Consider the following 20,162-nt stretch of genomic DNA (forward strand, 5'->3'; position numbering starts at 1 on the left):
GTGTGGTTTTCATGCCCACGAGTGAACTAAACAACTCTGTTCAGTGTCAAGACTGAACAGTACTGTTGACGAACAGGACAGTTCTGTTTAGTGTTGTCGTCGTCGAGAACGGACGACGCGCCACGACGCACTTCACGACGCTCGGCCGAGCCGAGAATTGACCCAACAAATTGGGGCGTGAATGCACGTCGGCAAGGGTCGTTCCAGCTTCTAGATTTGCTTCTACAAGCAGCACCGGAGGCCGAGCGGCCACCCCGGAAAGCCATTGACCAGGGAGTACACATCATGAGTAAGAACCTGACCGCCCCGACCGCCGCATCCGTCCTGGTTCGTGCCGAGCAGGCCGAGGCGTTGCAGGACGGTCCGACCAGCCTGATCACCCTGCTGGCCGACGCCGGTGCCACGGGCGGTGCGCTGACCGCGAACCGCGCGACGTTCGAGAAGGGCTCCCCCGGCGCCCCCGCGCACTTCCACACGAAGGCCACCGAGATGTTCTTCATCCTCGACGGCACGATGCGCATCCTGGTCGGCGACGAGGTACTGACCCTGGAGAAGGGCGACTTCCTGACCGTCCCGCCGACCGTGCCGCACGCCTTCGCGCCGGCCCCGGGAGCGACCGGCGACATGCTCGTGGTGTTCACGCCGGGCCTGCACCGCTTCGACTACTACCGACTGCTCGAGCGGGTCAACCGCGGTGAGGCCACTGTCCAAGACATCAAGGACAGCTCACAGCAGTACGACAACCACTACTTCGCGAGCCCCCAGTGGCAGACCTCGCTCGCCGAGGCCGCCGCCCACGGCACGACCTCCTGAGAGAGCCCGCCTCGTCTTCCCCCGCCCACACCCCGGGATCCCGTAGACGCTCGCAAGGTCCCGCGCACACTCCCGGAACCTGTACACGCTCGCAAGGTCCCGCACACGCTCACAGACCCGCACACGCTCAGAGAATTGGTCTCCGTCATGCCCGAAAACCCGCCCACGCGCACCGCCACACAGCCGCGCCGCCGTCCGGGATTGACCCTGGCCCTGCTGGCCTTCGCGCAGTTGATCATCGCGATCGACTACAACATCGTCTACATCGCGCTGCCGGAGATCGGCTCGGGCCTCGGCTTCTCGGCGCAGAACCTGCAGTGGGTGATCAGCGCGTACGCCGTGGCGTTCGGCGGGTTCCTGCTGCTCGGGGGACGGGCGAGCGACCTGTTCGGGCCACGCCGGATGTTCGCCCTGGGCCTGAGCCTGTACGCCGGCTCGTCGCTGCTCGGCGGTCTGGCCGTCGACCCGGGCACGCTGATCGCGGCCCGCGCGATCCAGGGCGTCGGCGGCGCGTTCCTGTTCCCCGCGACGCTGACGCTGGTGTCCACCAACTTCGCCGAAGGCAAGGAACGGAACCGGGCGTTCGCGGTGTGGGGCACGGCCGGCGGCAGCGGCATGATCCTCGGCTCGCTCCTCGGCGGTGTGCTGACGGACGCTTTCGGCTGGGAGTCCGTCTTCTACGTCAACGTCCCCCTCGCCGGGATCGCGGCACTGCTGTCCTTCCGCCTGATCGCCCCCGACGCGCCGCGCACCGGGAAGCGCGCCTCGATCGACTTGGCGGGCGTACTCACCTCGACGGTCGGCATCACCGCGCTGGTCTTCACGCTCGTCCAAGGCCCCGAATCCGGCTGGACCTCCCCCCTCGTGCTCGGCGCCGCGCTCGCCGGCATCGTCCTGCTCGCCGCCTTCGTCGCCGTCGAACTGCGCAGCACCCACCCGCTGCTGCCGCTGCGCCTGTTCCGCAATCGCAACCTCGCCACCGGCACCGTCATCACGTTCCTCTTCATGGGCACCTTCGGCACACTGCTGTACTTCCTGACCGTGTACTTCCAGGGCGTGCACGGCTACGGACCGATGACCACCGGCCTGGCCTTCCTCGTCCCGATGAGCGCCATCGCGGCCGGCGCGCAGACCGCAGGGCGCCTCGCCACCAAGTACGGCATCCGTCCGATCATGATCGGTGCGTTGGCCGTCGGCGCCACCGGTGCGGTCTTGGTCGCGCTGACCATGTCGGCCGACGCGTCCTACCTGGCGCTGGTACCGGGCCTGATCGCGCTCGGCCTCGGCCAAGGAGCCGGCTACACGCTGATGTTCGGCGCCGCCGCGCTCGGCGTGCCGGCCGAGGACCAAGGCATCGCGTCCGGCGTCGCCTCGACCAGCCAGCAGATCGGCGGCGCGGTCGGCCTCGCACTCCTCGTCGCGGTCGCCAACGCCAACCTCGACGGCCTTACCGGCGAAGCGCTCCGCTCCGCGACCACCGACGGCCTGCGCACCGCGGTACTCATCGCGGTCGGCGGCATCGCCCTCACCGCCCTGGCCGCACTCGGCCTGCGCAAACCCGCACCCCGCGAGGTCGGCCGGCACGCCACCGTCGAATCCCGTCCGGTGGTCCACGTCTGATCCCTCCTACCCCAACGCGTACGCGATCAAAGGCCCTTCCGGTTCACCGGAAGGGCCTCTCGCGTTACTTCGCCACTGTGGTTCCGGGGGTGGTGGCATGGCGGTGGTGGGTGTCGGCGAGGTCGTCGAGGCGGATGCCGTCGAGGCCGGTTTTGGCCTGCCGTGTCCGACCCCGCGCCGCCCGGGGTCCCGGATGAGCATCCCGTCGCGCAGACCCGGGCCGCCCATGAGGCCCTGGTCGAGGAGGCCTACGACGGGCACCGCCCGATCCACCTGATACCTGACCACGATGGCCGACCTCGGCGTCATCCCCACCCTCGACGACACCACCTTCCCGACCGCCATGACCCGGCACAAGCAGGTCGACCCGGCCCGCGCGATCGTGCCGGCCACGATCAAGGTCACCGTCAAGGGCGGCATCGGCAAACTCCGCGAACGCCCCCAGAGCGCCCGCTACCGCCCCGGCGACGGCCGGCCCGCCCTGGAGCGCCCCACCTGGCGGGTTCTCCTCGGCAGCCGGATCCACCGACGACCCCCGCATGCGCCGCATCACCCAATCCCTCCCCCCGGCTGCGCCCAAGAGCTGTTCGACGCGCACCACGCCGGCGCGTCCGAACGTGACCTCGAGCGCATCGTCGCCACCGGTCCAGCAGTCGTGATTCGCCCGGTCACTTCGGCGTGGGTGCGGCCGTGTCGTCCTGGTGGGATGTGGGCGGGTGAGGGGGTTGGGCGAGGAGGCCGTCGATGATCACGCGGAGTTTCCACGCGGCCCTGGCGTCCTGATCGCCGCCCGTGAGTCTGGGCGCCAGGGCTCGCAGGGTGGGGTACCGCTCGACGGGCAACGCCCGGAAGGTGGCGTCGAGTCGGGCGGTGAATGTCTGGGACCCGGTCGGGTCGGCGCGGGGCGAGGGTTCTGCGGGGGCCGGTCGGGGCTGTGGGTCGCCGGCGTTCTCCAGGGCGGTCGAGTAGATGTACTGGCCGAGCAGGTCGATGGCCCAGGAGCAGGCGTCGTCGTCGAGTCCGCCCGTCTGGAGCAGGCGCGCCGCCTCCTCGGTCAGGCGCAGGCCGTGCGGGCCGGGGAGGGCGTCCCGCAGGCCGACGGAGGCGATGTCGTTGTGGCCGGCCAGGGCGGTGACGATGCGCCCGACGAGCAGTTCGAGGCGGGTCCGCCAGTCCCCGGCGCCCTCGTCGGGCACGACCACGTCGGCCACCGCGTGATCGAGGACGAGCGCCATCAATTCCTGTCGATCGCGGACGTAGACGTAGAGCGAGGCGGGACCGGTCTCGAGGGCCTGGGCCACGCGCCGCAGGCTCACCGCTTCGCAGCCCAGCTCGTCGACCAGCGCCATGGTGGCGGCCAGGACGGCGTCAAGGCCGAGCATGGATTTCGAGGGGCGGGAGCGCGAGCGGGCTTGCGGCATGGCTCAACCCTACCTTGACGAATGCTGTTCGTTAAGGGCACTCTGCTTGACGAACAGTGTTTGTTAAGCCTGGTTGGGAGACCCTGTGAGCGTTCCCGCTTCGACGTCGGCCGCCCGTGCGGCACCACCTGCGGCCCATCCGCATCGGTGGCGGATCCTGGCGGTGGTGCTGCTCGCCCAAGCCCTGGACCTGCTGGATGCGACCGTGATGAACGTGGCCGCCCCGTCGGTCCGCGCCGGGCTGGGCGGCGGCGCGGCGATCATGCAGTGGCTCACCGCCGGGTACGCGCTCGCCTTCGGCGTCCTGCTGATCGTCGGCGGCCGGCTGGGTGATCGGTGGGGCCGGCGGCGGCTGTTCGTCCTGGGCGCCGCCGGGTTCACGGCGGCCTCGGCGCTGTGCGCGTCGGCGCCTTCGCCGACCGTGCTGGTCGCGGCTCGGGTGGCGCAAGGTGCGCTCGGCGCGTTGATGATCCCGCAGGGGTTCGGCGTCCTGAGCGCGGTGTTCGACGAGCGCGAACGCGGCCGCGCGTTCGCGACGTTCGGACCGGTGATGGCGATCGCCGGGGTCGGCGGCCCCGTCCTCGCGGGCGGCCTCATCGCCCTCGACCCGGCCGGGCTCGACTGGCGGCTGATCTTCCTGATCAATCTTCCGCTCGGCGCACTGACCGTGGTCGGGGCGCTGCGGTGGATGCCGGCCGACCAGGGGGACCCGCTCGTGCGGATCGACCCGCCGGGTGCCGTCCTGGTTGCGCTGGGGTCCGCGTTCGTCGTCCACCCGCTGATCCAGGGCCGGGAAGCGGGTTGGCCGTGGTGGACGTTCGCGGAGATCGCCGTCGGCATCGCGGCCTTGGCCGCCTTCGGTCGACGTCAACGCACCAGCCGCTCGCCGGTCCTGGTGCCGAGCCTGCTGCGCAAACCCGCGTTCGTCGGTGGCCTCGCGGTCACCGCCGCGTTCTTCACCGGCCTCGGCGGACTGCTGCTCATCCTCTCCCTCCACCTCCAACTCGATCTCGGCCGGTCCGCGTGGGAGACCGCGCTCTCTCTGTCGCCGCTCGCCGTGGGCATCGGACCCGCCTCACTCGTCGCGCCGGCGGCGGCCGGCCGGCTGGGCCGCTGGCTCCTGCACCTGGGGCTGGGGGTCGAGGCCCTCGGCACGCTCGGCCTTGCCGCAGTGGCCGCGTCGGGCGCCCCGGCCTGGGCGCTGTCGATACCTACCCTGGTCGTGGGCCTGGGCGTGGGACTGGTGTCCGGCACCCTGGTCCAGTCGATACTGGCAGTCGCCGAACCCGCCGAGACGGGCAGTGCCTCGGGCACCCTCAACGCCCTCCAACAACTCTCCACGGCCTTGGGCGTCGCGGTGCTCGGCACCGTGTACTTCGCCGCCCACGACCCCGGCGCCCCCGACCCGGGAGCGGACGGCTTGGTCATCGGCGCACTCGTGGTCACCGCGATCTGCCTGCTCGGCGCGGCCCTCGTGCTCCTGCTGCCCCGTGCCCGCGCCTCGTAGGCGAAACACCGACCGAGTGGTCCCGCAACCCGCTCCGGCCGAACCGGTATCTCCGTGCCCCTCGCGACCCCCGACAAGTGACCCGCATCAACCCATCAACCCATCAACCCATCAACCCATCAACCCGTGAGGACCCTCGTCATGAGCAACGTCATCGTCTTCGGAGCCAACGGCCGCACCGGACACCTCGTCGTCCGGGAAGCCCTGCGCCTGGGCCACGACGTCACCGCCGCGGTGCGCGAGCCGGCCCGGTGGCAGCCCCCGACCCCGGAGGACTCGCCCGGCACGGGGAAGTCGGCCGTCGTACGGGCCGACGTGCGCGACGCCGCCGCCGTACGCTCCGCCGTCGAGGGTCACGACGTCGTGGTCTCCGCGATCGGCCCGCCGGGGCGGCACGCACACGGGCTCTACTCCGACGCGGCGCGAACCCTGGTGTCCGCGATGGAAGGCGCAGGCGTACCCCGGCTGATCGCGGTCACCTCGGGCGGAGTCCACCACGGCGACCCCAACTTCCCCTGGTGGTACCGCAACCTCGTCACCCCCCTGGTTCGGGAGTTGTACGACGACATGCGGTTGATGGAAACGATCGTCCGTCGAAGCGCCGTCGACTGGACCTTCGTCCGCCCCGCCCGATTGCAGGACGAACCCCCCACGGGCAACTACCGCGTCCTCGACGCGAGCAACCCCAGGGGCGGTCGTAAGGTCACGCGCACCGACCTGGCCCGCTTCATCGCCCGCGAACTCGACGAACACCGCTGGTCCCACGCTGCCCCGACCCTGGCCGAGTGACCCACGACGCACCGGTGGCGGGGGCACCACATGCGATCCGCGGGCGGATACGTCCACACCGTATCGCCGGCCCTGCGGGTTCGCCGTCGTACACACACCGGCAGGCCGCCAAAGGTCGTCCTGCGGCCGCGGGGTTCCGTCGGCGCCGGCGGTGGTGCTCGTGTCTGCTCTACCTGACCGGACGCTCGGAACCCGCGGCCTTCTGGTGGAGGTTCGCGGCCGGCGCCGGCGAAAGCGAAGCCATGCGGTTCCTGATGCTGCACCACCGCGTGCAGGGCGAACCCCGCGACGAGCAACGCTGGGCTGCCGGCATCCCCGTCGAACCCTCGTCCACCGTGACCGAAACGCCTGTCGCCGACGCGGTGCCCCGGCCCGCCAAGGACACCGAACGATACGTGGTGAACGCCGAACCCGGGATCCAGGAAGTCGAAGACCCCGACTTCGGCGAGGTCTGCATCCCGCGGACCTGGCTCCCCAGCCGCATGATGCTCGCCGGACGAACCTGATCCCGCCCGACAACGGTGGCCCCGACGAGATGACGTCGGGGCCACTGTCGCTTCTCAAGACAACTCGCGCCCACCCCGCCCGGCGACCAGACGACCAAACAAGGACCTCGTCGGCGCACATGCACAACTCCCACCGCGAACCGACTCGGACCATCGACTCGGACACGGCTGTGATCGATCACCCCTGCGCGTGCGTCTAGGCTGAACGCGGCTCACAGATAAGCCCGTTGCCGGAAACGGCGACGGCCCCCGGTTGCCGCCGGGAGCCGCCAATGCGTGCCCATCTTCGCTCTTCGCTGGAGGCGTGGTTGACCACCGATGGACGGGGCCCATGTTGCCATGCCCACTCCGACTCCGGGAAGGAAACCGATCCCGGGCCGGTCGCCGCGGGCGCTGACGACCGCCGCACCGTGTTGACCCACCGGATCCTGCCGACGTGGACGGCGAGCGCCGCACCGCAGGAGCGCCCGGTGGTCGTGTTTGTGGCCGGGCAGCCCGGCGCGGGGAAGACCGTGATCGCGGACCTGGTCCAGGCGGTGCTCGATCGTCGTGGTGGTGCGGTCCGCGTCGGCGCCGATCTCTACAAGGCTCTCCACCACTTCTACGCCGAGGCATTGGCGCTGGACGTGCGTACCGCCGGTGCCGCAGTGCGCGCGGACACCCGCCGTTGGCAGGCCGACCTCGAAGCACACGTCCGCGCCCGCGGTTTCGACGCGGTCGTGGAGACGGCCCTGGCCGACGTCGACGCGTTCCGCGCCGACGCGGCGGCGTATCGGTGGGCGGGGTTCCGGGTCGAGGTCCTCGCGTTGGCGACCCCCGAGGCCCTGAGCCAGTTGGGGATCCTGGACCGGTACGTGACCGGCGCGGTGGACGGCGCGGGCCGGTACGTGTCCTGGGCCAACCACGACAACTGCGCGCAGGCGTTACCGGACTGCCTGGCGGCGATCGAGGCGGAGTGCCTGGCGGACCGGGTCACCGTGGTGCGCCGCGACGCGAGTGTGGTGTACGCCAACGAGGCGGGCCCGGACGGGGAGTGGGTCCGTCCGGTGGGAGCCGGTGCGGCCGTGGTCGCGGAGCGGGCCAGACCGTGGACCGCGCCGGAGACGATGCGATTCAGGGCGGATCTGGCCGGTACGGACCGGCGCCTGCATTGCGCGCCGTTGGACGAGGACCACCGCCTGGCCGTCCGGCGCGACGCGGACCGGGCCGCGGCCCTGGCCGAGCCGGTACGCCGGATCGCCCAAGCGATCGCCCGGGCGCCCGGTGTCGTCTACCACCGCCTGTCCGCCAAGGAACACAGGTGGATCTTCCACGAGTTGCTCGTCGAAGACCTGGGGGAGATCACCCCACACCCGCAGCCGGTCGTGGTGTACGTCATGGCCCAACCGGGCGCCGGCAAGACCCGCGCGTCGCACCTGGTCCACCGCGCCATGCGCCACCGCCGGCCCACCAGGATCGACGCAGAGAACCTCAAAGGCGCCCACCCCGACTACCTGCAACTGCTCCGGGAACATCCCCGCACCGCCGGCGAACGCGTCCGCGCGGACTACCGGGCCTGGCGCGACCAGGCCATGGCCCACGTCCGCGCGCGCCGCGGCGACATGGTCGTCGAGATCGCCCCGGGCAGCGCCGACGCGTTCCTGGCCGACGTCGCCGCGGACCGGCGCGCCGGCTACCGGGTCGACCTCGTCGTCCTGGCCGTGCGCGCCGCCGACAGCCGCCAGGGCACCGCCGCCCGCTACGCCAGGGCGAGTAGGTCCGGGCCGGCCCGCTTCACCACGGTCGCCGGGCACGACCGGTGCCTGGGCGCGGTCCTCGAATGCGTGCACGCCGCCGAGTGCGGCGCGGCGGTGGATTCGGTGACCGTCCTGCGCCGGGACCATACGGCTGCCTACCGCAACGAGCTTGATCCGGAGGGACGTTGGTCCTTTGCGGGGGGCGCGGCGTGGGCGTTGCTGAGCGAGCAGCGGCGCCCCTATACCCCGAGCGAGGCAGCCGGCTTCCTCGCTGTCCACCGATGGCTAGTGCGGGTGTTGCCTCAGCACCGCTCCGAGTTGGCGGATATCGCTCGGCTGGCCGCGCCCCTGATGCCCGCGCCGACGCGGCCGCGGCCCCTCACCACTCCCGTGTCGCGGGCGGGGTTGCCTCTCCCGTCGCCACGCACCGTGTCCGAGTTCGACTGCCTCTCTTCGGCGATAGTGACCCACACTTCGAGCCTGACGTTTGCTTGACCCGTCGAACGGTCTCGACGTACCCGCGCGGGACTTCCAGGTGCCCGACCCGTTTCCGGGACGTCGCCGCAACGCCGAGCGCGGCCAGTTTCCTGGACGCGCTTGGGCCCGAGCCCGTCCGGCTTGTCCACCGGCCCGCCCCGGAGTCCCACCTCCCCGGCATCGACTCGCTGCGACTGCCTGGTCTCCCCGGAACTCGGCGAGGTCCTCACCGCCATCATCTTCCGGGTCCGCGCCGGACAAGCAGCCCTGCCTCTCGTGTCCGGCTAGACGTCTTCGAACAGGTCTGGAGCCCGCCCATGCCCTTCCGCGAGATGACCGCCGAACACACCACAATCGAACCTCGGCATGCCCGACTTCCGCACCGGCACCGGACGTCAGACTTCGAGCACCTGACTCCTGCAGGTCATCAGCACAACGAGGCGGCTGACGGAACAGGATGGACGACATGACCTACGAGCACACCCCCTTGGACACATGGGATCCCGCGTCCCTTGCCGAAGTCGCCGACCGGTTCTGCGATTTGAGGACCCCCTGGTGGGTGGCAGGCGGCTTCGCGATCGAACTCGCGGTGGGCCACCGCATCCGAGACCACGTCGACGTTGATGTCCTGGTACTGCGGCGCGACCAGCTCGCCGTCCAACAGGCTCTGCCGGACTGGAGGTGGTGGGCCGCCGATCCGCCCGGGAGCCTTCGTCCGTGGGCGTCTGACGAGGCTCTTCCTGAGAGCGTGCACGACATCTGGTGCCAGCCGGCGCCAGGCGAACCCTGGCGCATCCAGATCATGCTCGACGAATCCCATGACCAGGAGTGGGTGTCACGCCGTGATCCGCGAGTGCGTCGTCCGGTCGACATGCTCGGTCTGATCTCCGCCGACGGTATCCCCTACCTCGCACCGGAGGTGCAACTCTTCTACAAGGCCAAGGAGCCCCGGCCCAAGGACGAAGCAGACCTTGCCGCAGCCCTGCCCACGCTCACCGACGACCAGCGACACTGGCTCGTCCACGCCATCACCCAGGCTTACGGAGCACATCCATGGGTCAACCGGCTGCTGCGTTGATGCCAACAACGCGAGCGGCGACACGCCCGGAATCTCTGGTGGTGCAACTTCGCTGGCATCTACTCAGAGTGACCTGATCGGGCGCGCATCCGGGCTCTCAGCAGACACTGCAAGTTCGGTTGAGCTTGTGTCAGATGCTCACTCCTCCGGCCTGACCCGGCCCAACGGGCACGGCTTGCCGAGATCCCGCGACAACTTGATCGCCCGAATCGCCGAAGCCGAGACGGAATGCCGGCTCGGCGAGGTCGAGGGTCTCCAGGTCAGCATGGCCGGCGCCGAGGAGAAGCTCAGCCGGCTCGATCGGGGCCACGGGCAGCATACGGCCGTGGACCTTGGCATCCCCACCATGCGTTGATCGATGAACCCACGACGGTGGGCTGCCGCATGGCCCTGAACCAAGATCGAGAACAGGTTTGAGAAGCGTGCGTCAAACGCCCTTCAGAACACGATCAAGTGCTGCCCGGCCTGCAGGTCCCCAGTGCGGCTTGCCGCCGGGAAGGCCCCGATCTCCGTTCTGCCCCATGAGCATCAGGAAGAGGCTCTTCATAGCGGCCAGCCCGCGGGCGCGCCGGATTGCAGCCTCGTCTGCATGCGCGTACATGTCGAAGAACCGTGAGGCCGTGCCCGCGGGCAGCAGCACCCATGCGGCGGCGAGGTCCCACGCCGGATCGCCGGCGAACATGGCACCGAAGTCGACGATGCCCGAGAGCGTTCCCTCCGAGACGACGACGTTCGCGGGATGGAGGTCGCCGTGCACCCAGACCCGCGGACCCTTCCATGCGTGGGCGGCAATGGCGTCGTCCCAGACGGCCCGGACGTCGGCAGCGATGTCGTCGGGGACAACGGCCTGGAAGAAGTTCTCGAAGTCGTCCGTGCAGTTCCTGGGATGGGCACCGAAGTCCGTAGAGATTGGCGCCTCGGCGGGTGCCTCCACATGGAGTGCCCGGAGGAAACCCGCCAGCGTGTCGGCCGCGTGGTCACCGCGGCTGATCGAGCCGTGGTCCAGCGGCTCGCCGGGAACCCACGTCATCACGGTCCAGTGCTTGGGGAAGCGCTCGGACGGTTCGCCGAACCGCACCGGGGTCGGCACCGGGAGCGGCATGCGCGGGGCCAGCACCGGTAGCCACCGCCGCTCCTTCAGCTGGAGCTCCGGGGTGGGGTCCATGCGCTGCATGCGCACGGCCAACTCGTCCCCGAGGCGCCACATTTGGTTGCCCCAGCCGCCCGCCACCTCGCGGATGGCCAGCCCTGCAAGGTCTGGATGTTGCTCCTGCAGCAGGTCGCGGACCAGCTCTGCGGTGATCTCGATCTCGGTGTCGGTCATGCGAAGTCACGGTACCTCCGAAGTTCACAGAAGCGGGCGTGTTCGTGCCGGCAGGGGGTGCCGTAGGGCCTTCCGCAGGAGCCGAGTTGGACCTTGCGGGGGCGTGTTCCTCGAACTCGGTCCACTCCTCCGCCGTGGCGTCGCGGTATTCCTCTTCCGGGCGGACTTGGCGCCGTTGGTGCGGGTGGGCTTGGTAGTGCCGGATGACGTCCTCGTCGAAGACGGCAACGTAGCCGCGGGTGGTCTCGCGCAAGGTTTGCGGTCCGCCTTCGTGACGACGCGTCGATGGGCCCGTCCGGCGACAGGTCGAGGGTGTGGCGCGGGCTCCCGCGGTGGGGTGCGCGGCGCGGTTCGGTGCGCGCACCGGCGCGCGACGGTGTCACCTGTAGGTGTGGTTTGGCCGCCAAGACGCGGTCGTCCGGCGCTGTGGATGCTGTGCTGCTCAAGGCGATGTCCCGGACCGGTCGTGGTGCCCGCGATCGGTCGGTGCGGCCTCGCCGTCCTCGGCCTGCCCTGTGAGGCGGGTCGTGGGGTCAGACACTTTGCGACGTAAGGGGTTTCGTCATGTCCACGATGAGAAGACGGCTCACCGGACGCTTCGGCAGCGTCGGTATATCGATCGCGGTGGCCGTTGCGGGTCTGACCGCACCGTTCACCGTCGGCAGCGCGCAGGCCGCGCCCGGGACACCGGGTGTGCCGCAGGCGCCCGCGGCGATCTTCGCCGAGGGTTTCGAGAACGGCCAGGGTGCGACGCCGATCCTGCTCACGAACTACACCGGCGGTCCGCCGGTGGGCGAGACGTACACCGCCGACCCGGCCTGGTTGACCGCGTGCAACGGCTGGGTCACGTCGCCGGCCGCATCGACCACACCTCCCGCCGGCAGCGGGTGCGTCCCGGGCGACTGGGCCCAGGTCAAGAACCTCGCGGGCGTACTCGGTCAGTGGTCGGGCGGTTCCTCGACCACGAACCACGCCGTGACGGCGTACACCGCGGGTAATCCGGGCGCCGGCAAGGTGCAGTTGGAGACGGCGGCCCCGATCCCGTTGCCTGCGGGGCGGCGCTTCATCGCGTTCTCGGTCGACATCGCCGAAGTCAACTGCTTCGCCAACCACTCCAAGTTCAGCTTCTACCTGCTCGATGGCGGCCAGGCCACGCCCGCGTTCACGCGCCCGATCGAGGCGTGCGTGGATGCCACGACGACGATCGGCGGGGCCCGGGTCGGCACCTTCACCAGCAACGGAGCCGTGCTGTTCGCCGGCAACCAGGCCGGCATCCGGTTGGTGAACGAGCAGCCGAGCGGCACCGGCAACGACGTGGCCTTCGACAACGTCAAGCTCGTCGACGCGAGCCCGCAGGTCGACATCGGCTTCGCGCCGACGCCGGTGCTCACCGGCGGCACCTCGACCCTGACCTTCACGATCACGAACACGAACGAGCTGGGCGCCAAGCCCGGTTGGTCGTTCTCGGACGCGCTGCCGGCCGGGCTCAAGGCGACCGGGGTGACCACGACGACGTGCGATGCCGGTTCGGTCGTCGTGCCGGCGGGCGGGGGCTCGGTCGACGTATCCGGCAACCTGACGGTGGGTCAGGAATCCTGTACGGCGCAGGTCCAGGTGACCTCGGCGGCGCGCGGGGCGTACACGAACTGCGCGGCCGGCTTCACGAACGTGGTCGGGGTGAGGCTGCCCGGGTGCGCGAGCGTCGTGTTCGACACGATGCGATTCGACGCGCACGCGTACGGGGTCGCACTGAAGTCGCCGCTCGCGAACATCGGCCCGATCGCCGCGTCCGACGTGACGTGCTCGAACGTCGCGGCGGTCGACACCGGCAATGTCGCGACGGTGTCGCTGGGGGCCGTCGGCAACGCGGGCGTGGTCACCACCCGCGCGGAGGGCACGATCGACGCGAACGGCCTGCAGCGGGCGAACGCGCGTGCCGAGACGGCCGGGGTGAACCTGCTCGGCGGACTGGTCACGGCGGACGTCATCGAAGCGGTCGCCACGGTGCAGGGTGACGCGAACGGCGGGGCGACGCCGAGCGGTTCGGTCACGTTGGCGAACCTGCGGGTGGCCGGTGTGCCGGTGGTGAACCCGAACGTCAACGTGGATATCACGATCCCGCTGGTGGCGACGGTGCGCGTGAACGAGCGGGTGGTCGACCCCGGCGGTCGGGGGATCACGGTCAACGCGCTGCGGATCACACTGTTGTCCGGCGTGAGCGTCGTGGTGTCGCATGCGCGGGTGGCGCTGACGCTGCCGGGAGGTACGTGCCCGACCGCGTGAGGTGAGGCGGACGAGCCTGGGCGCGGCGGCCGTTCGCGGTCGCCGCGTCCGTGCCTGTCGGCGTTGGCGTCGGCACTCGTACCGGTATTCGAATCGGTGCTCGCGTCGGTGTCGACGCTGGTCGCCGCTGCGTCGATTCGTGTGAACCACCGTGCGGACCGGACCAATACGACGACGGACAAGACCGTGGCCGAGTAGCACGGAGGCGAACGGTGCCGGTTGGCCTGGAGTAGCCTGCGGGCATGACCGACGTGATCATCCTGCACGGTGCCTGGCATCAACCGGCTCACTACGATGACCTGGTCGGGCTGCTGCGTTCCCGAAATCTGAGTGTGGAAGTGCCCGACCTCTACGAGCTGTCGCTGGTCGACAGCACCGCCCTGGTCGAGGACATCGTCACCGCCTCCGAGCAGCCTCCGCTGGTGCTCGGGCACTCTTTCGGAGGTGTGACCGCCGGAACGGTCCGTGGCGCGGCAGGACTGATCTTCCTGGCCGGTTGGCTTCTCGATGTCGGTGAATCTCCCGCACGGCTCCTCGAAGAAGTCGCGAAGGAAACCGGTGCCCCCGCCGAAGGGCTGCTCGCTGCCCTCGACGACAACGGGCGGCTTCGACTCGATCCCGCAGATGCTCGAAAGAACCTCTACGGCGACGTCGACGAACCAGTGGCTACCCGCGCAATCGAGCTGCTGCGTCCGGAACCGCCCTCGATCTTTGGGGCCATACCGAGCCACGTGAGCTGGCGCGACACACCCTCCGTCTATGTTGCCGCCCGCGACGACCGTGCCATCGCAGCTCCACTGGTCAGCCGCTTCGCGGCCCGTTGCTCGGCCTCGGAGATATGGGAGACCAGCCACTCGCCATACCTGAGCCGGCCCGCGGCTGTCGCCGATCTCATTCACCGACAGCGACGAAACGCGAGTCGTTGACCAACCCGTCCGTGCGAATTCGACGTCTGCGACACCGCGCCGAAGCACGCGCACGCCGCGCACCCACCCTTCGTCGGTTGCTCGGGCTCGGGACGCGGGCATGACGGTTGACGGTGTTCAGCGCCGGTTGCAGGCAGCGGGCGCAGTCCGGTGGGCGGACGCCTTGGTCGAGCAGGGCGTGCACCTGATGCCGGCGTTCCCGGGTGGTTTCCTCGCGGACACGGGCCTGGGAAGGTGGTCCGCATTGCGCCCGGCAGCCGGTGTGCGCGTGGACCTCCTTTGGGGACAGCCTCGCCGACGTTGTGCCATGGGTGCCGGCGGTCGGTGAGCGGCCCAGGGCCGTGGCCTGCCGGACGTCGGCCATCCGCGCGGTGGTCTCGTCGTGTTCGCGGGGCAGCCCGCCCAGCGCCGTGCTCAAGGTCCGTCAACGCGAGGATCGACGCCGAGGTCCGCCGGCTGTGGCAGCCCCAGGTCCGCCGCCGGGTCGAGCAGCGCGAGGCCGCCACCGGCGGCGTCATCGTCGAGACCAGCGCCAGGTCCGGGTTCTCGTCGGCGGCCGATGCGGCCGCCGTGGCTCTTGGGCCGTGTCTTGGGCGTGGTCCCTGGCGTCCTCATGTCAAGATCCGTTTGGCGGCGCTGGGTCGCTACGTGACATTTGGAGCGGACATGTCCAACCGGCCAAAGCGGCACGGTGAAGTTCTTCGACGACGAGAAGGGGTTCGGCTTCATCACTCCGCAGGGGGGCGGCGACGACCTCTTCGTGCACTTCAAAGCCATCGAGTCCGATGGTTTCAAGTCCCTCAAGGAAGGCCGGCCTGTCTCGTTCATTGCCGAGAAGGGGGAGAAGGGCATGCAGGCGGCGCAGGTCCGCCCGGAGTAGCCCGCTTGCGGGCCGAGTGCCGTGGTCGGCGAAACTCGCCGACCACGGCACTCGCCCACACGTGCGTCGGGGCGCGGCTCGGTCAGGCGAGGCGGCCGATGTGGATGACGACGATGGTCAAGGTGGCGTCGGTGATCTCGTACATCACGCGGTAGCGGCCTACGTGCATGCGCCGCAGGTCGGGGGAGCCGTACTCGAAGGTGCCGTCCGGGCGCGGGTCGTGGGCGAGGAGGTCGACGGCGTCCATGAGCTGTCGCAGCCGTCGGGGTCGTCCTTGAGGAAGCGGGCGGCCGTGTCGATCGCCGCCCCGTCCCAGACGATCGCGTACCTCAAGCGCGGTCCAGCCCGAGCCGGGAACGCACTTCGTCGTGCGGCACGCCTGTGGTGGCGTGCTCCGCCTGCCGGGCGCGGTGGACGGCGAATCCGGCGGTGGCCACAGCGACTCCGGGCCGGGCGTGGATCCCGGCTCAGTCTGTGTCCGTCGCTGCCAGGACGGCCAGCCTGCGGCGATCCGGGGACAAGGCCGCGATGCCGTAGTCGTGCCCGACTTCGTTGTGGAACCACTCTGCTCCGGAAGCGAAGCGGAACCATGTGGTGCCGCGGGCGAGGGTCTCCACCTCGTCCGCACTAGCGTCGTGCGCCGCACCGGACAGGCCGGCCACTGAGCACCAGGCGGCGAACCGGCCGTATGCGCCGTACGAGGGCGGCCCGTACATGCCTCCCGTCGACGCCGTGGAGAACAGGATCGGCCACACGTCGTCGAGGGTGCTGACACCGATCTCGAAACGGCCTTCAGGGCCGAGTCCTTCGACGCAGCCCATGGGCAGCGAGGGCAGCAGCGCGGGCACGTCGCCGGGCTCGACCGGCTTGTCGAGGCGGAAGACCCACGCCTCGGAGCAGCCCCAGTTTCCGGCCTCGCCAGCGGCCACGATCGCCTGGTACTCCGCGGAGGTGGCCGCATTGCGCAGGTGTGACGGTTCGGCCGTGCGGGGCATCGGCGGATCCACGCGTTTCTCGGCGGGGGGTCCTGAGATGCCGCCACTCCATGACATGCCGCGTGCGTGGTACTCGGGGAACGACCACGCGATCTCGAAGTCGCGCCGCTCCGTGGGCAGCCAACGGAGCGGCGTCCACGTCGAACACTGCCAACCGCGAAGCGTCCAAGAGTCGCCGGGAATGGCGTCCCGCATGAGCAGTTCGTGGAAGAGGCAGTCGCGCAGTTCGTGGAGGTTGTCCCAGACGGACCTGTCGAAGACGGTGCGCTCCAGCGTCTCGTACGACTGGCACGCGACGAGCATCGATGCGATGTGGCGCGGTGCCGGGGACCCCCCGCCCGCCCGCGGCGACGTCGTGCCGACCGTCGGGTAGGGGTACACCTCCCTGAGGAGTTGCAGGAGTTCTCCGACGCTTTCGGGCCCGGGTGTGGTGGCCAGTACTTGCGTGACCTGACCCAAGCACCTTTCGTGGTCGCGGGTTTGCTGCCGTACGGCGGCAAGACGGGTGAGCAGGGTCGAGCCCAGCTCGCGTACGAACCCCACGTCCCCTTGGGCGGCGCGGGGCTCAGCTGTCTCCCAGGTGAGGCGCCAGAGCTCTTCGTCTGTGGGTGGTACGTCGGCGGAGTTCTTCATGCGGTTGTGTCTAGTACACCTCCAGGTGGGTCCGCTCGGATTATCCAGAGCGCGCGGCATCCGTGGCGCTCGCCACGTCAGGGTCCCGGACGGAACGCGGGGTGGTCGACGAGGTGGGCGGCGGTCTGCCGGGTGAGCCGGCACACCGGGGAGGTGAGCGGGTTGGTGCCGTAGTGGACCGCGACCGCGACGGTGCGCATGGGCCGGCCCCTACCGAGTTGTTCGACGCCCATTTGGCGCCGCCGGACGTCGACACGGCTCTTCCGGATGTGCGGTCCGTTCGGGACGATTGCCGGGTGTCCGTTGACGGAGGATCTTCGCGGGGAGGGCCCGGCGGGTCGGGGCTTTCGATGGTGAGTACGGATATCGTTCCGTTGCCGGAACGGTTCGGCTGGTGGGCGGAGTTGGTCGGCCGGCAGGTCATGCCGGTGTCCATCTGTTCTCACAAGGCCGCGTTCCGCGGTCACGTCGAGGCCGTGGAGACGCCGGATACCCAGGTGGCGGCCTTCAGGTTCTCGCCGATGACGGCCCGCCGCTCCGCCGTGCAGATCCGCCGACACGACCCCGAGTGCTGGAGGAGTTCCTCGGCGGCTTCCCGGGCCCGTGCCACCTGTCAGGGCTGCCGAGTCGACGGTTTACTCGGGGATTCCGTGTCCCGCTCTCGCCCGGTCGTGGCGGTCCAGGCGGCGAGGAGTTTGAGGCCGTCCTCTGCGGGGGTTCCGGGGGGTGCGCTGTAGACGACCACGCTCAGGCCGCTTTCATCCGGCAGGCTCATGGTCTCCTGGTCGAGTTCCATGTCGCCGACGAGTGGGTGGTGGAGGCGTTTCGTGCTGTCGCGGAAGACGTACACGTCGTGGGATCCCCACATCACGCGGAAGGCGTCGCTGCGGGTGGACAGCTCGCCGATCAGGTTTGACAGCTCCCGGTCGTAGGGGTTCTTCCCCGCCTCGACGCGCAGCGCGCCCACGGCGAAGCGGGCCATCCGCTCCCAGTCGGTGTAGAACCGCGTGGCCGCGGCGTTGAGGAACGCGAACCGGGCGACGTTCGCCCCGCAGGTCGGGTCGTCGTACATCTGCGAGTACAGGGCCCTGCCCAACGGGTTGGCGGTCAGCGTGTCGAGGCGGTTGTTCATCACGTACGCCGGCAGTTCCGGCATCCTCTCGACGATCCGCGCCACGCTCGGCCGCACCGTCGGCCCCACCGCCCGCTGCTTCGCCCGCGCCCCGGGCGCCGGGCCCGCGGCGCGGGCGAGGTCGTACAGGTACATGCGCTCGGTGTCATCCAGTCGCAGGGCCCGGGCGAGGGCGTCCAGCACGCTGTCGGAGACACCTTTGAGGTTGCCGCGCTCCAGGCGCGTGTAGTACTCGACACTCACCCCGGCGAGCGCGGCGACCTCACCCCTGCGCAGACCGGACACCCGCCGCCGACCGTACTCCGGCAAACCCGCCTGCCCAGGAGTGATCCGGTCGCGCCGAGAACGGAGGAATGCGCCGACCACGTCCCGGTTGTCCATCAGCCCAGGATAGGCAGACGGCGCGACGGGTGGGGGTCCCTGCCGGTACCCCTCACAGCGCGGACTCCCTGCTCTCGGCCGTCTCCCGTTGCATGGTCCTCGTTCCCCTCGGGGCTCGGCCGGCGCGACGAGAAACGGCGCCCCGGTCGACCTTTCTCGTACCGAGTTCCACATGAGGGCTCAAGCACCGAACAAGACCGAAAGGCACACAAGATGAGCAACCGGATCGAGACTGCGACGGAGAGCCCCACGGATGTCGTGCGGGGGCTGTATGAGGCGCTGCGCAAGGGCGACGTGCCGGGTGTCCTGGCGAAGCTCGCTCCCGGGGTGATCGTCGACGAACCGAACCAACTCCCCTACGGTGGTGTGCACCGGGGCCGCGAGGTGTTCGTGCAGTCGATCCTGGGCGTGATGATGGGCTACGCAGACGTCGCCATCACCGATGCCCAGGTGTTCGAGGGCCCGGCCGGTGCCGTCGGAATCCTCACCGGAACGCTCACGGCCCACACCACCGGTGAGGAGTTTGCGCTGACCACGGTCGAAATCCACCAGGTCGAGGACGGCACGGTGCGCAAGATCGACGTCTACCTCAAGAACCCCCACGAACTCGCCGCGTTCTACGTGCGTGCCGAGGCGGGCACCCGCTGACGACATCCGCGCTTCGCAGTCCGGCCGAGTTGCCTCGTGGCAGCGCGAGCAACTCGGCCGACTCGGGCCCGACGCAGGCGTCGCATCGACGGCCCCGGCCGGCACCGGCGATACCGCAGGCGGCCACTCCGACTGCGCGCAGCCACGCGCACGACACAGCGAAGGAAATATCATGACCGGCACCTGGTTCATCACCGGCACCTCCTCGGGCTTCGGGCGACTGCCCACCGAACGCCTCCCGGCCCGGGCGTTCGTCGTCGACCACGACGACAACGTCGTCCTCAAGGCCTCATCCAACGCCACACCGGTGCGACCTCGACGACGAAGCGGACCTCGATGTGTTCGACGACAAGGTGAACGTCCTCACGCCGGCCGAGCGGCTGACGGGTGTACGGGTGACGGAGGAACTCCTGTCAGGGGCGGAGTACTTGCTCGGCCACGTCCGGGAGGACCTCGCCGAGGAGTAGGCCGGCCGCATGTGCCGAGGCCGCGGTCCTGCGACGCCGGGCCGCCGACCCGGACCACGAGGCGCACGGGAATCAATCCCGTATCCGCCCGGCTGGTTGCGTGTGTGTGGAGCCGCACGTCCGCCGCGTCTGCAACCCTTTCTTCGGTGGCGGTGTTCCACAGGTGATGAGCGACATGGCCGAGCAGTTGACCGATCTGCTGGCGGAGGATCTCGATGGCGGCTTCACGGAGCTGGTACGAGTCCACGCCAAAAGCGTGCACGCCTTTCTGCTGCGCGTTACCGGCTCGGCCGCCGAGGCGGACGATCTGGGACAGGACACGTTCCTGCGCGCGTACACGGCGCTGCAGGGGTACCCGCCCGAGCGACGGCGGGCCCTGAGCCCACGTGCGTGGCTGCTGACCATCGCCGCGAACGTCTGGCGAAATCATGTCCGCGCGAGCGTGCGCCGCCCGGTGTCCGCGATGCGCGTGGACGATGCCCGGGACGCCTGGCCGGACGCGCGACCGGGGCCGGCGGAGCGGGCCCTGAACGCGGACGAGCGCAC

At 70.0% G+C, this 20,162-nt stretch carries 19 protein-coding genes and 2 pseudogenes; 14 read left to right on the forward strand and 7 right to left on the reverse strand.

Annotated features, from left to right (window positions below; all coding sequences use genetic code 11):
- Positions 1-285: 285 nt before the first annotated feature.
- Positions 286-813: a cupin domain-containing protein gene (locus tag ABZS54_RS18115; protein ID WP_355536374.1), complete on the forward strand. Its 528-nt coding sequence runs from the start codon at positions 286-288 to the stop codon at positions 811-813.
- Positions 814-960: 147 nt separating this feature from the next.
- A complete protein-coding gene (locus ABZS54_RS18120) occupies positions 961-2,433 on the forward strand; it encodes an MFS transporter (RefSeq protein WP_355536377.1) in 1,473 nt (490 codons plus the stop codon).
- Between the two features lie 668 nt (positions 2,434-3,101).
- Here ABZS54_RS18120 and ABZS54_RS18125 read toward each other — a convergent pair.
- Entirely contained in the window at positions 3,102-3,854 is a 753-nt protein-coding gene (locus tag ABZS54_RS18125; RefSeq protein ID WP_355536380.1) for a TetR/AcrR family transcriptional regulator C-terminal domain-containing protein, read from the reverse strand.
- A gap of 85 nt (positions 3,855-3,939) precedes the next feature.
- Between ABZS54_RS18125 and ABZS54_RS18130 the strand changes: the two genes are divergently transcribed.
- The 6 genes from ABZS54_RS18130 (at position 3,940) to ABZS54_RS18155 (ending at position 10,302) form a co-directional block, all read left to right on the forward strand.
- Positions 3,940-5,361, forward strand: a complete 1,422-nt coding sequence (locus ABZS54_RS18130) for an MFS transporter (RefSeq protein ID WP_355536383.1) — start codon at positions 3,940-3,942, stop codon at positions 5,359-5,361.
- A 141-nt stretch (positions 5,362-5,502) separates the two neighbouring features.
- On the forward strand, positions 5,503-6,150 hold the full coding sequence (locus ABZS54_RS18135) for an SDR family oxidoreductase (protein ID WP_355536386.1): 648 nt from the start codon (positions 5,503-5,505) through the stop codon (positions 6,148-6,150).
- A gap of 242 nt (positions 6,151-6,392) precedes the next feature.
- A complete protein-coding gene (locus ABZS54_RS18140; protein WP_355536389.1) occupies positions 6,393-6,656 on the forward strand; it encodes a hypothetical protein in 264 nt (87 codons plus the stop codon).
- Between the two features lie 470 nt (positions 6,657-7,126).
- Positions 7,127-8,887 carry a zeta toxin family protein gene (locus ABZS54_RS18145; protein ID WP_355536392.1) on the forward strand — a complete coding sequence of 587 codons (1,761 nt, stop codon included), beginning with the start codon at positions 7,127-7,129 and terminating at the stop codon, positions 8,885-8,887.
- Between the two features lie 448 nt (positions 8,888-9,335).
- Positions 9,336-9,947: an amino acid transporter gene (locus ABZS54_RS18150; protein ID WP_355536395.1), complete on the forward strand. Its 612-nt coding sequence runs from the start codon at positions 9,336-9,338 to the stop codon at positions 9,945-9,947.
- A 196-nt stretch (positions 9,948-10,143) separates the two neighbouring features.
- Positions 10,144-10,302 (forward strand): hypothetical protein, encoded by a 159-nt coding sequence (locus ABZS54_RS18155; RefSeq protein WP_355536397.1) that lies wholly within the window; start codon positions 10,144-10,146, stop codon positions 10,300-10,302.
- Positions 10,303-10,374: 72 nt separating this feature from the next.
- Here the strand turns inward: ABZS54_RS18155 and ABZS54_RS18160 are convergent, their stop codons facing one another.
- Entirely contained in the window at positions 10,375-11,271 is an 897-nt protein-coding gene (locus ABZS54_RS18160; RefSeq protein WP_355536400.1) for an aminoglycoside phosphotransferase family protein, read from the reverse strand.
- Between the two features lie 564 nt (positions 11,272-11,835).
- On the opposite strand from ABZS54_RS18160, the gene ABZS54_RS18165 reads away from it, so the two are divergent.
- The 3 genes from ABZS54_RS18165 (at position 11,836) to ABZS54_RS18175 (ending at position 15,360) form a co-directional block, all read left to right on the forward strand.
- Positions 11,836-13,554: a choice-of-anchor P family protein gene (locus ABZS54_RS18165; protein WP_355536403.1), complete on the forward strand. Its 1,719-nt coding sequence runs from the start codon at positions 11,836-11,838 to the stop codon at positions 13,552-13,554.
- A gap of 242 nt (positions 13,555-13,796) precedes the next feature.
- On the forward strand, positions 13,797-14,480 hold the full coding sequence (locus tag ABZS54_RS18170; protein ID WP_355536406.1) for an alpha/beta hydrolase: 684 nt from the start codon (positions 13,797-13,799) through the stop codon (positions 14,478-14,480).
- Positions 14,481-15,135: 655 nt separating this feature from the next.
- Positions 15,136-15,360 carry a cold-shock protein gene (locus ABZS54_RS18175; protein ID WP_355536409.1) on the forward strand — a complete coding sequence of 75 codons (225 nt, stop codon included), beginning with the start codon at positions 15,136-15,138 and terminating at the stop codon, positions 15,358-15,360.
- Positions 15,361-15,442: 82 nt separating this feature from the next.
- On the opposite strand, the pseudogene ABZS54_RS18180 reads toward ABZS54_RS18175, so the two are convergent.
- From ABZS54_RS18180 to ABZS54_RS18200, 5 genes and pseudogenes are all read right to left on the reverse strand, one after another.
- A pseudogene (locus ABZS54_RS18180) lies at positions 15,443-15,693 on the reverse strand (type II toxin-antitoxin system RelE/ParE family toxin).
- Positions 15,694-15,827: 134 nt separating this feature from the next.
- A complete protein-coding gene (locus ABZS54_RS18185) occupies positions 15,828-16,988 on the reverse strand; it encodes a DUF6183 family protein (RefSeq protein WP_355536412.1) in 1,161 nt (386 codons plus the stop codon).
- A gap of 77 nt (positions 16,989-17,065) precedes the next feature.
- Positions 17,066-17,188, reverse strand: a complete 123-nt coding sequence (locus tag ABZS54_RS18190) for a hypothetical protein (RefSeq protein WP_355536415.1) — start codon at positions 17,186-17,188, stop codon at positions 17,066-17,068.
- Positions 17,189-17,451: 263 nt separating this feature from the next.
- Complete coding sequence (locus ABZS54_RS18195; RefSeq protein ID WP_355536418.1) at positions 17,452-17,598, reverse strand: hypothetical protein; 147 nt, start codon at positions 17,596-17,598, stop codon at positions 17,452-17,454.
- 3 nt (positions 17,599-17,601) lie between these two features.
- Positions 17,602-18,501: a helix-turn-helix transcriptional regulator gene (locus ABZS54_RS18200; RefSeq protein WP_355536421.1), complete on the reverse strand. Its 900-nt coding sequence runs from the start codon at positions 18,499-18,501 to the stop codon at positions 17,602-17,604.
- Between the two features lie 213 nt (positions 18,502-18,714).
- Between ABZS54_RS18200 and ABZS54_RS18205 the strand changes: the two genes are divergently transcribed.
- The 3 genes and pseudogenes from ABZS54_RS18205 to ABZS54_RS18215 form a co-directional block, all read left to right on the forward strand.
- Positions 18,715-19,149, forward strand: coding sequence for a nuclear transport factor 2 family protein (locus ABZS54_RS18205; protein ID WP_355536424.1), 435 nt, complete (start codon positions 18,715-18,717; stop codon positions 19,147-19,149).
- Between the two features lie 332 nt (positions 19,150-19,481).
- A pseudogene (locus ABZS54_RS18210) lies at positions 19,482-19,616 on the forward strand (DUF6461 domain-containing protein); the annotation flags it as partial.
- 166 nt (positions 19,617-19,782) lie between these two features.
- Positions 19,783-20,162, forward strand: a 380-nt coding sequence (locus ABZS54_RS18215) for an RNA polymerase sigma factor (RefSeq protein WP_355536427.1), incomplete at its 3' end; no start/stop codon positions are given.

This window comes from Embleya sp. NPDC005575 (assembly GCF_040605455.1).
GTDB lineage: Bacteria > Actinomycetota > Actinomycetes > Streptomycetales > Streptomycetaceae > Embleya.

Bases quoted from the DNA above. Each gene is read 5' to 3' on its own strand.
- ABZS54_RS18115 (WP_355536374.1), top strand. From the start codon at position 286: ATGAGTAAGAACCTGACCGCCCCGACCGCCGCATCCGTCCTGGTTCGT.
- ABZS54_RS18120 (WP_355536377.1), top strand. From the start codon at position 961: ATGCCCGAAAACCCGCCCACGCGCACCGCCACACAGCCGCGCCGCCGT.
- ABZS54_RS18125 (WP_355536380.1), bottom strand. From the start codon at position 3,854: ATGCCGCAAGCCCGCTCGCGCTCCCGCCCCTCGAAATCCATGCTCGGC.
- ABZS54_RS18135 (WP_355536386.1), top strand. From the start codon at position 5,503: ATGAGCAACGTCATCGTCTTCGGAGCCAACGGCCGCACCGGACACCTC.
- ABZS54_RS18140 (WP_355536389.1), top strand. From the start codon at position 6,393: ATGCGGTTCCTGATGCTGCACCACCGCGTGCAGGGCGAACCCCGCGAC.
- ABZS54_RS18150 (WP_355536395.1), top strand. From the start codon at position 9,336: ATGACCTACGAGCACACCCCCTTGGACACATGGGATCCCGCGTCCCTT.
- ABZS54_RS18160 (WP_355536400.1), bottom strand. From the start codon at position 11,271: ATGACCGACACCGAGATCGAGATCACCGCAGAGCTGGTCCGCGACCTG.
- ABZS54_RS18165 (WP_355536403.1), top strand. From the start codon at position 11,836: ATGTCCACGATGAGAAGACGGCTCACCGGACGCTTCGGCAGCGTCGGT.
- ABZS54_RS18170 (WP_355536406.1), top strand. From the start codon at position 13,797: ATGACCGACGTGATCATCCTGCACGGTGCCTGGCATCAACCGGCTCAC.
- ABZS54_RS18185 (WP_355536412.1), bottom strand. From the start codon at position 16,988: ATGAAGAACTCCGCCGACGTACCACCCACAGACGAAGAGCTCTGGCGC.
- ABZS54_RS18190 (WP_355536415.1), bottom strand. From the start codon at position 17,188: ATGCGCACCGTCGCGGTCGCGGTCCACTACGGCACCAACCCGCTCACC.
- ABZS54_RS18200 (WP_355536421.1), bottom strand. From the start codon at position 18,501: ATGGACAACCGGGACGTGGTCGGCGCATTCCTCCGTTCTCGGCGCGAC.
- ABZS54_RS18205 (WP_355536424.1), top strand. From the start codon at position 18,715: ATGAGCAACCGGATCGAGACTGCGACGGAGAGCCCCACGGATGTCGTG.